This is a genomic window from Rhizobium sp. P38BS-XIX, assembly GCF_012641435.1.
Taxonomy (GTDB): domain Bacteria; phylum Pseudomonadota; class Alphaproteobacteria; order Rhizobiales; family Rhizobiaceae; genus Rhizobium.
Map to the genome: position 1 here is coordinate 1 of NZ_JABAIJ010000016.1, position 14,565 is coordinate 14,565.

17 protein-coding genes and 1 pseudogene are annotated in these 14,565 nt (G+C 57.1%); 10 read left to right on the forward strand and 8 right to left on the reverse strand.

The window, feature by feature from the left end:
• Positions 1-194, forward strand: a pseudogene (locus tag HGP17_RS30855) (dihydroxy-acid dehydratase); the annotation flags it as partial.
• A 241-nt stretch (positions 195-435) separates the two neighbouring features.
• On the opposite strand, the gene HGP17_RS30860 reads toward HGP17_RS30855, so the two are convergent.
• Positions 436-1,071, reverse strand: coding sequence for a 3-oxoacid CoA-transferase subunit B (locus HGP17_RS30860; RefSeq protein ID WP_168815338.1), 636 nt, complete (start codon positions 1,069-1,071; stop codon positions 436-438).
• The gene (locus HGP17_RS30865; RefSeq protein WP_348649009.1) at positions 1,071-1,778 is read right to left on the reverse strand and encodes a CoA transferase subunit A; all 708 of its coding nucleotides are present in this window, start codon (positions 1,776-1,778) and stop codon (positions 1,071-1,073) included. Before HGP17_RS30865 ends, HGP17_RS30860 begins: the two co-directional genes overlap by 1 nt.
• 85 nt (positions 1,779-1,863) lie before the next feature.
• Here HGP17_RS30865 and HGP17_RS30870 point away from each other — a divergent pair, with 85 nt between their 5' ends.
• The 4 genes from HGP17_RS30870 (at position 1,864) to HGP17_RS30885 (ending at position 4,809) form a co-directional block, all read left to right on the forward strand.
• Positions 1,864-2,787, forward strand: a complete 924-nt coding sequence (locus tag HGP17_RS30870; RefSeq protein WP_168815342.1) for a LysR family transcriptional regulator — start codon at positions 1,864-1,866, stop codon at positions 2,785-2,787.
• 202 nt (positions 2,788-2,989) lie between these two features.
• Positions 2,990-3,421 carry a lipocalin-like domain-containing protein gene (locus HGP17_RS30875; protein WP_168815344.1) on the forward strand — a complete coding sequence of 144 codons (432 nt, stop codon included), beginning with the start codon at positions 2,990-2,992 and terminating at the stop codon, positions 3,419-3,421.
• A 51-nt stretch (positions 3,422-3,472) separates the two neighbouring features.
• Complete coding sequence (locus HGP17_RS30880; protein WP_168815346.1) at positions 3,473-4,231, forward strand: GntR family transcriptional regulator; 759 nt, start codon at positions 3,473-3,475, stop codon at positions 4,229-4,231.
• Between the two features lie 17 nt (positions 4,232-4,248).
• On the forward strand, positions 4,249-4,809 hold the full coding sequence (locus tag HGP17_RS30885; RefSeq protein ID WP_205926210.1) for a cupin domain-containing protein: 561 nt from the start codon (positions 4,249-4,251) through the stop codon (positions 4,807-4,809).
• Positions 4,810-4,951: 142 nt separating this feature from the next.
• Here the strand turns inward: HGP17_RS30885 and HGP17_RS30890 are convergent, their stop codons facing one another.
• Genes HGP17_RS30890 through HGP17_RS30910 form a run of 5 tightly spaced genes read right to left on the reverse strand, consistent with a single transcriptional unit; the run spans position 4,952 to position 8,909 of the window.
• A complete protein-coding gene (locus HGP17_RS30890) occupies positions 4,952-5,716 on the reverse strand; it encodes an ABC transporter permease (protein ID WP_168815348.1) in 765 nt (254 codons plus the stop codon).
• On the reverse strand, positions 5,713-6,477 hold the full coding sequence (locus HGP17_RS30895) for an ABC transporter permease (RefSeq protein ID WP_168815350.1): 765 nt from the start codon (positions 6,475-6,477) through the stop codon (positions 5,713-5,715). Before HGP17_RS30895 ends, HGP17_RS30890 begins: the two co-directional genes overlap by 4 nt.
• Complete coding sequence (locus HGP17_RS30900) at positions 6,474-7,253, reverse strand: ABC transporter ATP-binding protein (RefSeq protein ID WP_205926211.1); 780 nt, start codon at positions 7,251-7,253, stop codon at positions 6,474-6,476. Before HGP17_RS30900 ends, HGP17_RS30895 begins: the two co-directional genes overlap by 4 nt.
• A gap of 2 nt (positions 7,254-7,255) precedes the next feature.
• The gene (locus HGP17_RS30905; protein WP_168815352.1) at positions 7,256-7,957 is read right to left on the reverse strand and encodes an FCD domain-containing protein; all 702 of its coding nucleotides are present in this window, start codon (positions 7,955-7,957) and stop codon (positions 7,256-7,258) included.
• Positions 7,958-7,970: 13 nt separating this feature from the next.
• Positions 7,971-8,909 carry an ABC transporter substrate-binding protein gene (locus tag HGP17_RS30910; protein WP_348649010.1) on the reverse strand — a complete coding sequence of 313 codons (939 nt, stop codon included), beginning with the start codon at positions 8,907-8,909 and terminating at the stop codon, positions 7,971-7,973.
• A gap of 113 nt (positions 8,910-9,022) precedes the next feature.
• Here HGP17_RS30910 and HGP17_RS30915 point away from each other — a divergent pair, with 113 nt between their 5' ends.
• From HGP17_RS30915 to HGP17_RS30925, 3 genes are all read left to right on the forward strand, one after another.
• Positions 9,023-10,009 carry a fumarylacetoacetate hydrolase family protein gene (locus HGP17_RS30915; RefSeq protein ID WP_168815354.1) on the forward strand — a complete coding sequence of 329 codons (987 nt, stop codon included), beginning with the start codon at positions 9,023-9,025 and terminating at the stop codon, positions 10,007-10,009.
• 28 nt (positions 10,010-10,037) lie between these two features.
• Positions 10,038-10,814 carry a cyclase family protein gene (locus tag HGP17_RS30920; protein ID WP_168815356.1) on the forward strand — a complete coding sequence of 259 codons (777 nt, stop codon included), beginning with the start codon at positions 10,038-10,040 and terminating at the stop codon, positions 10,812-10,814.
• A 130-nt stretch (positions 10,815-10,944) separates the two neighbouring features.
• Positions 10,945-11,775, forward strand: coding sequence for a 3-keto-5-aminohexanoate cleavage protein (locus HGP17_RS30925; protein WP_168815359.1), 831 nt, complete (start codon positions 10,945-10,947; stop codon positions 11,773-11,775).
• An 18-nt stretch (positions 11,776-11,793) separates the two neighbouring features.
• On the opposite strand, the gene HGP17_RS30930 is transcribed toward HGP17_RS30925, so the two are convergent.
• On the reverse strand, positions 11,794-12,483 hold the full coding sequence (locus HGP17_RS30930; protein WP_168815574.1) for a GntR family transcriptional regulator: 690 nt from the start codon (positions 12,481-12,483) through the stop codon (positions 11,794-11,796).
• A gap of 160 nt (positions 12,484-12,643) precedes the next feature.
• On the opposite strand from HGP17_RS30930, the gene HGP17_RS30935 reads away from it, so the two are divergent.
• Together HGP17_RS30935 and HGP17_RS30940 are read left to right on the forward strand one after the other, a co-directional pair.
• A complete protein-coding gene (locus HGP17_RS30935; protein WP_168815361.1) occupies positions 12,644-13,669 on the forward strand; it encodes an amidohydrolase family protein in 1,026 nt (341 codons plus the stop codon).
• The gene (locus tag HGP17_RS30940) at positions 13,666-14,559 is read left to right on the forward strand and encodes a VOC family protein (protein ID WP_168815363.1); all 894 of its coding nucleotides are present in this window, start codon (positions 13,666-13,668) and stop codon (positions 14,557-14,559) included. Before HGP17_RS30935 ends, HGP17_RS30940 begins: the two co-directional genes overlap by 4 nt.
• The last annotated feature ends 6 nt before the right edge of the window (positions 14,560-14,565 follow it).

The window sequence follows — 14,565 nt, forward strand, 5'->3', positions numbered from 1 at the left end:
GCTGCGACATGCTGGTGGAGGAGGCGGAGATCGCGCGGCGCAAGGGCGACGGCATTCCCGCCGTGCCGCCGGATGCGACGCCGTGGCAGCGCATCTATCGCCGCTCGGTCACGCAGCTCTCCGATGGCGCGGTGCTCGATGGCGCCGAACAGTTCCGCAATATCGCGTCCACGCCACCCAGGCATAACCACTGACGGGCAGGCGACCGGAGCGCTTGCCAGCTTGCTTATCAGGCTGGATAGACCGAGGCGATGACAGTTTGGTTGCCTAAGCATCTAAAATGATGAGAAATCGCAGGCGACGTCTTTGGCGTTGCGATAAAGCGGTTGAGACGGATCACACGCAAATTCCGCTGCTCGAACCGATTGTTTACCGACGCTAGCCTTTCAAAGACATGCGGCGAAGTAACTGAAATCATCGAGCCAGCCAAAGCAATCAGCCGATATAATGTGCGGTTGTTTTCAATGCGATCTCTTCCGCAGAAACGCCCTCGGCAAACTCAATGACGGCAAATGGTGCGTTCGGCGCGCTCCGTTCGAAAACACATAGATCAGTGATAATCATGTCGACCACATTGCGGCCCGTCAGCGGCAGGCTGCAACTTGGGACGAATTTGGGGGAACCGTCTTTCGAGACATGCTCCATCACAACGACGATCTTTTTTACACCAGCCACAAGGTCCATGGCGCCGCCCATGCCTTTGATCATCTTGTCGGGAATCATCCAATTGGCAATATCTCCGCCCTCGCTAACCTCCATGGCACCGAGCACCGCCACATCGATGTGACCACCCCGGATCATTGCAAAGCTGTCCGAGCTCGAAAAGTAGCTACTATTCGGCAATGCGCTGATCGTTTGTTTGCCGGCATTGATCAAATCCGGATCCTCTTCCCCTTCGAAAGGAAAAGGGCCGATCCCAAGCATGCCATTCTCCGACTGAAGCGTCACTTCGATGCCCTGGGGAATGTGATTTGCGACGAGGGTCGGGATGCCAATTCCGAGGTTCACATAAAACCCGTCTCGCAGCGCGCGCGCCGCGCGTGCCGCCATTTGTTCTCGTGTCCAGGCCATCAAGCTATCTCCTTCTGGCGTACTGTCCGCGATTCGATCTTTTTCTCGTATGGGCTGCCGACGATCAGCCGCTTCACGTAAATCCCTGGAAGATGGACATTGTCGGGACCGAGGCTGCCGGTTGGCACGATCTCCTCGACCTCGGCGATGCAGATCTTCGCCGAGGTTGCCATCGGCTCATTGAAATTGCGCGCCGTCTTTCGAAAGATCAGGTTGCCGCTCGTATCCGCTTTCCACGCTTTGATAATGGCGAGATCCGCGAAAATGCCCCGCTCGAGCAGATACTCCTGTCCGTCGAAGATCTTCGTTTCCTTCCCCTCGGCGACAATGGTTCCGACACCGGTCTTGGTGTAGAAGCCGGGAATGCCCGCGCCTCCAGCGCGGCAGCGCTCGGCAAGCGTTCCCTGAGGACAGAATTCGACCTCAAGTTCGCCGGCCAGATACTGTCGCTCGAACTCCTTGTTCTCCCCGACATAACTGGCGATCATCTTGCTGATCTGGCGCGTTCGCAGAAGTTTGCCGAGACCTTCATTGTCGATGCCGGCATTGTTGGACACCACCGTCAATCCCGTCACGCCGGAGATCCTCAATTGATCGATCAGGCGTTCCGGGATTCCACACAATCCGAAGCCACCGGCGCAGATCATCATCCCGTTGAAAAGCAGCCCCTCGAATGCAGCTTCGGCGTTGGAATAGAGTTTTTCCACCAACTGTTCCTCCCTCAATCGGGAGCAATGGACATTATCTAAAACATACATTCCAATTATTTATTTTTGGGATTAATTATAAGAAATGTCTATCAATCGCATATCCCTCTATCATCTCGAAACTCTGGTCTGGATTGCCCGACTTGGCACGTTTGCCGCCGCCGCCGAGAAACTGAATGCGACCCAGCCGGCGATATCCGCGCGTATCGGTGAATTGGAAGAACGACTTGGTGCAAAGCTGTTCCAGAAGCATGGCAGATCGGCCAGTTTGACGCCGGCGGGGCGTGAGCTCGTGCGCGACTATCATCCGATCTGGGAGGAACTGCAGGGTGCATTGCTCAAGAGCGCCGGCTTCAATCAGCTTAAAGGTGTCGTTCGTGTGGGCGCAGGGGAAATTGCCGCCGCGTCCTGCCTCGCTCCCTTTGTCGCCGCGATGAAAAGCCGTTGGCCCGACCTGATTTTTGAGATCGAAATTGAACTTACCGCCCACATGATCCAGGCGTTGCTGACTGGAAAGATCGATCTCGCATTCGCGGCCGGTTCGATAGCGCATCCCGCATTGAAGGCGACCCCGATTGGCGCTGCCGAGCTTCTCTGGGTTGCAAGTCCAGCGGTTGCGAAGCGGCTGGAGGAGGGCGGGTCTGCGCACAGGCCCTCGCTTTGGTCGCTGCCAAGCCATTCGCCGATCTATCAGATTATGAAGGAAGCTCTACCGGGGTTGCCTGTAGCGCAACCGGCGATCAACCTGTGCAACAATGTTCGGACCATGACGGATATCGTGACTGCGGGAGACGGCTTTGCGCTTGCGCCAAGATCAATGGTACTGCCTGAACTTAATGCCGGCACTCTGGTTGCGATCATGACGCACAGGCGCATCGAGCCGATCATGTTTCACATCGTCACCCGCGCGTCAGAGGGTGATCCGGTCATCAAGGAGATCGTGCGACATGCGAGTACGCTCGATCTCGACGATGTCGATCACAACAGTGCTGGAATACTTAAAGTTTGATGCGCGAAGGAAGTCGGCATTCACACCATTGCGTCCAGCCCGTGTCGTGTCACGCCATGCCCCATGAATTTCCGAGCTTTTGACCTACTTTGCTTGACGGTTGATTTTTTATCGATAAAACGTGATTTATCGATAAAAACTACGCCACGGTTCCTGCTGAGCGTGTCTGCAAGGCAATGGATTTTCACGCGAAAGGTGAGGTATGAGCGATCGGGAAAAGCTTGTCGGGGTTTGGGAACTCGTTGATGCAACAACGATAACAGCCGAGGACGGGCGTCGGGAAAGCTCTTATGGTGATGGCGCAACGGGCTTCATTCACTACACCGCCACGGGGCGGATGATGGCGCTTATTACCCATGGCGCTCGGGAGAGGCTGGAAGGAGACCGCCAATCCAGTCCGGACTGGCAAAAGGCTCGCGCCTATACGACAAGTATTGCCTATGCCGGTAGATACTCGATCGAGGGGGATCGCGTCGTTCATCACGTCGACACATCTACCTATCCGAATTGGGTCGGAACACAGCTCACGCGTCAATTCAGATTTGAAGACGATCGGGTCTTCCTTCGAACCTTGCCACAGATGCAAAACGGCATCATGGCAGTGCTTGAGCTGGAATGGCGTCGACACGATTGAGTTTGCGATAACCGCTCCTGGCATTCCGGTGAGCAGAGATGTGAGCGCTCTATGTTCGACAATTCAGGTCACATGGCCAGTCAAGGCTCCAGAGAAGGAGGGAGAAGCGCGATGGTTGTCCAGCTCGATGAGCGTAGCCAGACCGCACAAGAACACGCACTTGCGGTTCTCCACCAGGATATCATGAGCGGAGTGCTGCCTCCCGGAGCGAAGCTCAAGATCCGTGAATTGGTGGAAAATTATAAGATCGGCGCCACGCCGCTTCGCGAAGCACTATCCCAGCTGGTAGCACGCAATCTGGTCGTTCTTGAAAACAATCGCGGTTTCAGCGTCGCGCCCGCTACCATGGAAAAGCTGATCGACATAACCGCTTCCCGGCAGTTGATTGAGGCGGAAGTCCTGCGTTTGGCAATGCGCCATGGCGACCTTCGATGGGAGGACGAGATCGTTGCGAGCTATAATCTTCTCGATCTAGAGCTTGTGCGATGTGACGAACACTCCAAGGAGTGGCTCGATCGCTACGAAGAAAAACACCATCGCTTTCACTCTGCACTGCTTGCTGGATGCCCCTACCAGAGCGTTCGTGCGTTTTGCGATGAGCTTTACGTCCAGATGACGCGCTACCGCAGGCTTTTGAGATCCAGATCGATGTATCCGATCTCGCCCCGAGGTGATCATCGAGAATTGATGGAACATGTTTTGTCGCGTCAGGAGTCCGCGATCGAATGCTTGAAACTTCATATCGGCCGCACCGCAGAATACATGCAGATCCACCTGAACCAGCAGGGCATGTCATCGGGCCGCGACTGATCTTGCAGAACTCTTCAATGAACGACATCAAAGGAAAAGCAATGACCGAAGTACTCCCGGAGATCCGGCGTATTGTCACCGCAATCAATGCGGATGGCAAAAGCTATGTTGCGGAGGTTGGGCCATCACCGGCAGTGCGTACAGTTGTGGAACGTCCAGGTTATCGCGTAACCAATATCTGGCGCACACTATCGACGCCGGTTGATGTTTCCGAGCCAGACACGATCACAGCCCACGCTGGAGTTTTGCCGCCACAAAATGGAACGGTTGTCAGAATCATCGACTATCCGCCGGAATCGAGGGATCCGGAGGAGGTGCGCCGCCAACAGCTTGCGACATTCCGGACACTGTATCCCGACGCCGATCACAGGCCTCAAGGGAATCACCCCGGGCTGCACGAAACCAGAACCGTCGATTATGCGATTGTGCTGGAAGGTGAGATAACGGCCGTGCTTGATACCGAGAAGCTGGTGTTGCGGAGTGGCGATGTCCTGGTTCAACGTGCGACGATGCACGGCTGGGCCAATAGATCGGATGCCATGGCTCGCATTGCCTTCATTCTGATCGACGGACGGTAATCCTCCTCAACCTCGAGCGCCTCGCTTATCGATGGCGCTCGAAATTCTGTGTTCTTGGCTTGCCAATGCTCTTGCTCGGCCGGGTCGTCGATGCGGTCATCGGCGAAAAAGACGTTCTGACACGATGCCTTCCTTACTTTCGTCAGCGTCGCGACCGCCAAGACAGCAGGCGGCTTTCGAACGTGGCGATTGCTGTGGATGTCGCATAGCCAAGCGCGCCAAGAAGGATCACGCCTGCGTAGAGATCGGGCGCCCTGAACGATCGTGCGGCCAGCAGGATCCAGTTGCCGAGACCGTTGCGTCCCGCGATCATTTCACAGACGATCGATAGAATGAGCGAAACAGTCAGACCGAGCCGCATACCGGCTATGATATCGGGTGAAGCTGAGGGAAGCGCCACCTTCCAGATGACCTTTGAGCGTGAGAATCCGAGTGCGCGCGTCACTTCATAAAGCCGCGGCTCCACAACCGTGAAACCATGGATCGTCGCCAGCAGGACAGGCCACATCGCGCCAAACGCAATAACGACGAGCACCATCCCGTCGGATAGGCCGAACACGGCGATCGCGACCGGAATTGTGGCGGAGGCGGGCAGTGGCCGCAGGAATTCGAGCATTGGTGCGATGTAGGCGCGCAAGCCAGGTGAGCTGCCAACAATCGCACCGAGCCCAATGCCTGCGAACGATGCAATCAGCCAGCCCCAAAACATGCGTTCGAGTGTGGCGGCGAGCTTGCCCGCAAGTCCGCCATGATCAAATCCCGCAACAAGCGCCCTCCATGTCCGATTGGGTCCGGGTAGAAAGACCGGATTGACCAATCGATGATCGGCAATGAGTTGCCATAGCCAAATCAGGGTGGCGGCGACCAGCAGGCTGGCGGCGAGCGACAGGATGCGCGGGAGCCTCATGGTGCCACTCCGATCATTGCGGCTCGACCAAGAAGCCTGCGCTGCGCATACGACAACGCCGCGTTTATAATCCAGCCAAGTATCCCGGTCCAAACGAGATAGGCAAGCATCGTCGCGGGTCGCAGCGCCTGTTCCGCCACCAGGATTCCATAGCCGAGGCCGAGCGGATTGACGGCGATTTCCACCGTCACGGAGACGACAAGCGCGATAGCCGCCGCCAGACGAAAGGCCACAATGATCCGCGGCAGCGCGGCGGGCAGCACGATCTTGAGGAGTTGCTGCCACGGCGACAGGCGCAATGTCCTGGCGACTTCCAAAAGCCGTGGCTCGATGGACGCCATGGCCGCGCGCACGAGAAGCATCATCGGCCAGATGCAAGAAAATGCGACGATGGCGATTTCCATTCGAAAACCGAAACCGAAGACCAGCATTGCAATCGGCAAAATCGCAATCGACGGGATGGGCCTGATCATTTCGACACTGACCTCCATCAACCGGTCGATAATGCCGAATAGTCCGAAGACAACGCCAAGCAGCGTGCCGACTATACCTCCAATAAGAAGACCGGCTCCAGCCGTTGCGAGCGTCGCGCTGGTAGCGATCAGGATGGATGCGTCAACAATACTTTGTATCAGCGCCAGCAAGATATCGCTTGGAGCGGCAAGTGACATCGACGTCGATCCCCAGATCCGCATGGCCGCCTCGCAGACGGCGACGAGTGCGGCGGGCACAATCAGGCCTTTCCACCAACCACGCTTCATCGTTCCGCCCTTTCGATAAAGTCGAATAGCGCACGGCGAAGGCGCAAGAATTCCGGCATCTCTCTCGTCGACAACTGATCTCGTGGTCGTGGAAGGTCCACGTCGAGTTCTATGCCCAGGCGCCCGGGCCTCGGAAGGAGCCCGATCACTCGATCACCCAGATAGACCGCCTCTTCGAGGTCATGGGTGACGAACAGCACGGTCGTGCCGGTCTCCGCGACGAGTGTCAGCATCTCATCCTGCAGGCCTTGGCGTGTCATGGCGTCAAGGGCGCCAAACGGCTCGTCCATCAACAGAACAGACGGTTCCTGCGCCAGACAGCGGGCGATCTGAATGCGCTGTTGCATGCCGCCCGACATCTCTGTCGGATACTTGTTCTCGTGACCGGAAAGCCCGACCTTGGCCAGCAGGGCAAAAGAGCGGTCCTTGTGCTCGGCTTTCGCCACGCCTGCCGCCTCGAGCGCCAGCGCGACGTTTGCCGCAGCTGTGCGCCAGGGCAATAAGGCTTTTCCATAATCCTGAAAGACGATCGCCACATCGCGCCGGGGTGCCGTCAGCGGTTCACCGAGAAAGCGCACGACCCCACCGTTCGGACGCACCAGTCCACCTGCCATGCGCAGTGCGGTGGTTTTTCCGCAACCGGAAGGCCCGACGACACAAACGATCTCGCCACGCTTAAGGCTTAGCGATAGGCCGGATATAATCGCGCGATCACCGTAAGACAGGTTGATGTCATCGAATTCGATGACATCGCTGCGGGTATTCATTCCATCCATTTCTATCTTCCGATGGTGGGGCTCGACCCGTAGACGATCTTTAGCGTCTGGCGGAGGTGAGCGGAAAGTTCGGCGACGGCCCGATCTGCGTCCCGCGAAAGAACGATATCGGCCATGAGCTTGTGCTGCTTGATGAAACGCTCGTGATCGACGATGCGGCTCATCATCGTGCGACGGTAACGGTAGGCTTGGTAGTAGAGATCATCGTGCAGGCGCAGCAGACGCTCCGAGCCGCATGCCTCCAGGAGAGAACGGTGAAAAGACTTGTGCAGATGATCGAACTCTGCTGAGCCTTCACGCATCGTTTCCGGGTCACGCTCCACTGATCGAACAAGCCGATGCAGCGAGGAGAGAATTCCGGCCTCCCATTCGTCAGATCCGCTCGTGATCGATCGACACAGGGCCTCGCATTCCACAAGAATGCGTACCTGTGTTATGTCGGATAGATCGGCCTCGGACACCGTGGCGACCCGAAAACCTCGTTGGCCGACCGCTGAGACGAGGCCTCGTGCAACGAGGCGCGAAAGGCCTTCGCGCAAAGGCGTTGCACCAATCTCATATCGTTCCGACAGCGCCTGAATTCCGAGACGATCGCCTGGCTGCCAGGTACCGGCGAGAATATCGTGCTCCAAGAAGGCCGCGGCTCTCTCGCTTAGGATTTCCGAGTTTGCGAGCTCCGCCGCGTTCCCAAACAGCTTCGACAATCCTCACTCCTCTTCAGTTCTGGATCAGTGCCGCGGTATCGACGTTTCCTTGCAGCATATGTTGCTGGTTCATGGTGGCGACCCACCAGTCGAGCTGTTCTTTGTTCAAGGACGGATCGGAGTGCGACAGCTTCATTTTCGATAGGACGTTCTGCGGGATTTTCGTGAATTCGGCAATCGCCTTGCGGGCCACGTCGGGATTGTCATTGACGATTTTCGCGGCCTCATCGATCGCGGCCCGAAATTCGGTCACGGCTTGGGGGTTGGCCTGAGCCCACTCGCGCGTGGCCGAATAGAGAATGACCGGCCGCCCATCCGGCACAGAACCGATGAAGTTGGCAATATTGATACCAACCTTCGAATCAACGATGCGCGACATGATGGGCTCAGAGGATACAACGGCGTCGACGGCTCCCGACTTCAACGTATCTCCCATGGTCGGGAACGTTACCTCGACGAACTGTACCTTGCTCGGATCGACGCCGGCGTCGATCAGCCATTTGGAGAAAAGGACCTGCAGATAGGCGCCGATACCGGGCGCACCAACTTTCTTTCCGACGAAGTCGGCCGGATGTCGGATGGTGCTATCGGGAGAAACAATGACTCCGGAGGTGTCATGGGTCGCTTGAGCCGTCGAGCTTGCGCCTGCAATTGCCACAAGGTCTAGGCCGCCGTCGACGGCTTGCAGAAAGACCGTCGGCGTAGGGCCGCCGATTTGAAGCGAATCCGACAGCAGTGCCGCTGGAATGTTGGAGTTGAGGCCGATCAAGGTCATGGAAACATCCAGGCCGTGCTTCTTGAAGATCCCTTCTTGAAGGGCGACTGCTGCCGAGGCGCAATCGGTTGTCGCCGTGCATCCGATATTGATCTTTGCATCAGCTGCAAACGTTGCCGACCAGGAAGCAATGGCTATGCCGGTGGCAAGCGCCAGTTTTGCGATAGCATACCTCACGTAATTCTCCTCCCAAACAAATCGCTTTCCAACGATATCGATATTCTGTATCGATAAAAACACATAATATATATAAACTCAAGTTACGTATACGATTGGAAGGAGGATAACGAATGAAACTTGCGACCTATTGCGCGAATGACAGTACGACCCGCCTCGGGAGCGTCCACACCGACAACACCCGGGTGCTTGATTTGCAGGCCGCCGCGAAAAGAGCCGGATTGAAAGACGTCGACCAGTTTGCCTCGATGCTCGCCCTGATCGATGCTGGGGGCGCCGGTCTGGCTGAGGCGAGCGAGTTGCTAGCGCGATATATCGACGATCGGGATCTTTCATCGAATCTCAGCGATGTCCGCTTGATGGCGCCGCTTCAACAGCCACGGCAGATGCGCGACGGCATGAGTTTCGAGACGCATATTCGCCAATCCTCGCGCGGGATCCAGCGGCTGGCGCTTGGCGACGATGAGGCGGCAATCGCCGAACTGGAGGCGCAACCCCTGCCGCCGCTTGCCGATATTTATCGCATGCTGCCCATATACTACATCACCAACCGCATGATCGTCGCTGGGCCTGACGACACCATCGTTTGGCCGCGCTATTCGAAAATCATGGACTACGAGCTTGAATTTGGTGTGGTGATCGGCAGGAGCGGTAAGAACATTTCTGCTGCGGACGCGCGCGATCACATCTTTGGATACACCATATTCAATGATTTTTCGGCGCGCGATCAACAGGCACGGGAAATGGCGGGCCGGTTGGGTCCGGCCAAGGGCAAGAGTTTCGACGGTGCGAATGTGCTCGGCCCCTGGCTTGTGACGAAAGACGAGCTAACCGATCCCTATGATCTGAAAGCATTCGTTCGGGTCAACGGCGAGCTGCGGTGTGCCAGCACGACGGCGGGAATGCTCTTCACCTTCGAGGAAATCCTGGCGCACATGTCACAGGATGAAACCGTCTATGCTGGAGAATTCATCGGTTCCGGGACTATCGGTAATGGTTGCGGACTGGAGACCGGGCTTTTCTTGAAAGACGGTGACGTCGTCGAACTTGAAATAGAAGGTATCGGCATCCTTCGCAATAAGGTCGTCCGAAACCGCTGAATGCGGATCCGATAACAGGAGGATAATCATGCCCCAGCGCATCATCGATCTGTCAATACCGATCGCGAACGATATACCGGCCGATCCCCCGATCCAGATCCCCCACATAGACTACGTCGATCACGGTCAAAGCCTGGACCAGATGCTTGCGTTCTTTCCAGGGATGACCCCGGACGATTTGCCGGATCGCGCGGGCTGGGCGGTCGAGCGTGTTTCGCTCTCAACGCATAATGGGACACATCTCGATGCTCCCTGGCACTATCATCCGACCATGAACCACGGCGAGCCCGCATGGCGGATCGACGAAGTTCCTCTGGAATGGTGTTATCAGCCCGGCGTCAAGTTGGATTTCCGTCATTTTCCCGATGGTTACGTTGCGACGGCGGCGGATGTGGAGGCCGAACTTAAGCGCATCGGTCACCAACTCAGCCCTCTTGAGATCGTCGTCGTCAACACGTCGGCAGGCGTGAAGTTCGGCCAGCCGGACTATGTCGCGAGCGGATGCGGCATGGGCTATGAAGCAACGATGTTTCTACTCGACCAGGGTGTTCGCGTGACGGGTACCGATGGCTGGAGCTGGGACGCGCCTTTTGTCCATACGGCCAGGAAATATGCGCAAACCGGCGATGCCTCTCTAATCTGGGAAGGTCACAAGGCGGGGCGCCATACCGGCTATTGCCACATCGAGAAGCTGCACAATCTCGAAGCCTTGCCGGCCAAGGGTTTCACCATCAGTTGCTTCCCGGTGAAGATCGAGAAGGCCTCCGCCGGATGGACGCGCGCCGTCGCCATCCTCTCCGACTGACCGTCCTTACGCGATCTCGCGTGGGTGGACATGACTTTTCGACCTCCCCCACTCCCGTGTGGATAAAGGGGAGGTCGCTTCGCTGCGCCTCCGGCGAGGTCCATACGAACTCTCCTTTGAGACCATCAACATGATCAATCAACACTTGCTGCGACCTGTCGCGATCGCTGTTGCGCCCAATGGTGGCCGCTTGACAAAGACGGACCATCCCGCCCTTCCCATTCTGCCCAACGAGCTGGCGCGTTGCGCGGCCGAATGCGCCGACGCCGGCGCAAGCTTGATTCATGTCCATGTCAGAGACAAGGGCGGTCTTCATAGCCTCGATGCGCAGGCCTATCGCCAGGCGATAGAGGCAGTGAGGCGAGAGGTCGCAGATCGGTTGGTGATCCAGATCACGACGGAATCGCTTGGTCTGTATATGCCAGAGGAACAGATGGCGATGGTTCGGGCGGTTCGACCGGAGGCCGTTTCGCTGGCGCTTCGTGAAATATCGCCGAACGAGGCCTCCGAAAAGGATTTTGCCGGGTTCCTGCATTGGCTGCGCTCGGAAAAAATTTCTCCGCAATTCATTCTGTATTCGCCGGAAGAAGCTGCGCGTCTTGCCGATATGCATCGCAGCGGGGCCATTCCCTTCGATGATCCCGCAGTTCTCTATGTCCTCAGGCGCTACACGACCGGCCAGACATCCGTCCCTTCCGATCTGCTGCCGTTCATAGCGCCAGGCGTCTTACCGTTTCTCGACTGGACCGTCTGTGCCTTTGGTCGACACGAATGCGCCTGCGTGCTTGCCGCAGCCCTCATGGGCGGAAACGTTCGCGTCGGCTTTGAAAACAACCTTTTGCTTCCGTCGGGAGCGCTTGCCGAAAACAACGCCGCGCTGGTGGACACGGTAGCCGATCGATTGTCGGATTTTGGTCATGCGCTTGCGTCGGCGGATGAACTTCGCGCCCGGTGGGGATAGCGCCGGGGGGCACGGACACTAATGCCCGAGGTCCTCGATGACCACTTCGGCAGTCCGGCGATAGTGCTGTTCCAACAAGCCAACCGAAAGCTCGATATCTCCAGAAAGAACCGCCTTCAAAATCGCTTCGTGTTCATCGCTGACGTGCCGCGTGCGAAACGCCTTTCGGATCGAGATTTGGCGATAGCGGTACAACCGGTCGGCCAGCTGTTCGCAAAAGGCGATCAGAGGTCGCGAGCCACATTGCGAAATCAGGACATGGTGAAACTGCCTGTGCAGACGTTCCCATTCGGGATTGTCTTCAAACGTCTCCGGCTTCCGCGAGCGAGGCGTCCGGCTGAGCCGATGATGGGTCAGCAAAAGATGCTCCTCCCACGCCTGGTCACGATGCGCCATCGATTCACGCAAGGCCAGGGTTTCGACCCAGCATCTTGTTTTCGTCAGCTCCTGCAACTCTTCCCGACTGATCGTGCGAACAAAGAACCCTCTCTGGTCCTTTCCCTCAACCAACTCCTCGGATGCAAGGCGATTGAGCGCTTCGCGAAGCGGGGTTTGACCTGCGCCGTAATGCTCAATCAGAAAACGGAGCTGCAGCTTGCGACCCGGCTCCAGCACGGTGGACAAGATATCCGCCTTCAGTCGCTCATAGATGGAGCTGGCCAGGGTCGCGGAGGGCGTAAGTGCTTTCGCAAGCGGTTGTTCGTTCATCTGAGAGCCTGGTTGGTCACATTGATTTTTGCGGTTTATACAACACTCCGTGATCTCCCACAAATTTATAAATTCTGGTTTACATGTGGCATTTTGTGTAATATTTGCAGCTCAAAGCCGATAAGGAGGAACCGCAGTTGAGCTTGAAAGACGGAAAGCCATGACGCGGATCTGCAATTGCTGCGGGATCGATGTGCACGCGCACATCGTTCCGGCCGAATTCCCGTCATATTTGAAAGGTGCGCTACCCAGGGGCTGGCCAAGCATGGAGAGCGCCGATGCTTGCCACAAGACGATTGTCATCGACGGCAAGAACTATCGCACCCTTGGCCAGGCGTGCTGGAATGGGCCGACGCGGATCGCCGACATGGACGACATGGGAGTGCGGATACAGGCGCTATCTCCCATGCCGGAGCTATTTGGCTACTGGATGGATCTCGATCCGGCTATCGATCTGAGCCGCTATCTCAACGACACGATCGCTGAACTGATCGCGGGTTCCGATGGTCGTTTTTGTGGTCTCGGAACCGTGCCGTTGCAGGATCTCAACGCCGCGATCGTCGAACTCCATCGTGTGGTCAAGGATCTTGGTTTTGCCGGCGTGGAGATCGGCAGCAACGTGAACGCCGCCGCGATCGGGGATCCTCGCTTTCTTCCCTTCTTCAAGGAGGCTGAAGCCCTCGGCGCCGCCGTTTTCGTCCATGCCGTCCGTCCCGCGGGAATGGACCGTCTTTTTGGTCCCGGTCAGCTGCAGCAGATTATTGCCTACCCGACCGATGTGGGGCTTGCCGCCGCCTCGGTAATCACTTCGAACATGCTGCAGAATGCCCCCGACCTGCGTATCGGCTTCAGTCACGGGGGCGGGACCCTCGCTTCGCTCTTGCCACGCATGGATGAAGGGTGGCGGGTTTTCCCGGCAGTCAAGGATGCCATTTTCCAGCAACCGTCGTTGCAGGCCAAGGCGCTTTTTTATGACGCTCTCGTCTACGATCCGATGACGCTGCGCCATATCACGTCGATGTTCGGCGACACGCAGCTTTTTGTTGGAACGGACTATCCCTTCAATTTCCATGAGCGTTCGCCCCTGTCGCGTATTGAAGAGGCGTTTGAGGATGCCGCAATCCAGGAGCGCTTGGCTCATGCAAATGCGGCCCGCTTCCTGGGCCTTTCCGGGGTGAGACAATGACCGAATTTCCAATTATCGCGTTGCGCAGCGTCGAAATCGGCACACCGGATATCGAGCGTTCCGAAGCGTTCTACACGAAGATATGGGGACTGGACGTCGTCGCCCGCGACGATGGCAAAGTCTTTCTGGCGGCTACCGGACACGATCACCATGTTCTCGAACTCAAGGCAAGTCATCGATCCGAACTTCGCAAGGTGACGTTTCGTGTCCGCGACGAGGCAGAGCTCAGCATGCTTCACGATAGGCTCAAGGGATTTGGTTGCGAAATTCTGAGACCAATGGGCGACAGGCCCGGGCCGGCGGGAGGAATCGGTTTTGTGGCGAGCGAGCCGCAGGGCTGCGTCTTGGAATTCGTATATGGCGACAAATGCAAGAAAGAGGCGGTCGAGGCGAACCGGCCGCTACGGCTCGCGCACGTCAATATCAACAGCGCAGACATCGAAGAATTATCCGCCTTCTATCGGAACGTGCTTGGCTTTCTTCTGACTGACCGTTCGAAGATTATGGCGTTTCTGCGCTGCAACGACGATCATCACGCGGTCGTTCTTGCCGAAGCCGAGATGAACGGCCTCAATCATATCGCGTTTTTGATGCCGGATACAGAATCCGTCATGCGTGCGTCCGGGCGGGTTGTCGACAACAACATTCCCATCGGCTGGGGTGTCGGCCGGCATGGGCCTGGCGACAACGTATTTGCCTATTTCGTCGATCCGCTCGGTGTCGTCGTCGAATACACGTCCGAAGTCTTGCAAGTGGATGACAGTTACAAGGTTGGCGGTCCCGCGGATTGGACTTGGCCGCCAGGGCGAACTGATCACTGGGGCATCGCCCCGCCGAAATCCGAAGGCTGCAAGAAGGCACAGGTATCCGTGCCATTTTCGGGCAACTGAACTCCC